This is a genomic window from Pseudomonas sp. AC463 (assembly GCF_979253585.1).
Genome location: NZ_CEEDDZ010000279.1, coordinates 1 through 343, shown reverse-complemented (window position 1 = coordinate 343; position 343 = coordinate 1). Strand labels below are relative to the sequence as shown.

The following is a 343-nucleotide window of genomic DNA, read 5'->3' as shown; positions in this document are numbered from 1 at the left end:
AGAGGCGACGCGAGCGCTGGTCGCAGCGGCGTTGCGGCTGCCCGGTTGGGAGGCGGTGGTTGCCAGCCTCGATCATGCCCGGCAGGAGGTCGGGCGATTGTGGAACGGAGTGGCATGATGGACAGGATACCTGCGGTGACCGTCACCGGACCGGCTGGCCCGATCGATCTCGCGGCGGTCGGCACGCCGCTGGTCGTGTACTTCTACCCCAAGGACGACACGTCCGGATGCACGCGCGAGGCGCAGGATTTCACCGCCGTCGCACCCGACTTCGCGGCGGCAGGAGTGCGCGTCATCGGTGTGTCGAAGGATAGCACCGCCAGCCACGTGACGTTTAGCGCCA

At 67.9% G+C, this 343-nt stretch carries 1 protein-coding gene; it reads left to right on the top strand.

The features are described from left to right. Nucleotides 1-114 precede the first annotated feature (114 nt). Nucleotides 115-343: peroxiredoxin (locus AC0IYH_RS30145; RefSeq protein WP_471837784.1), on the top strand; the 229-nt coding region annotated here is incomplete at its 3' end.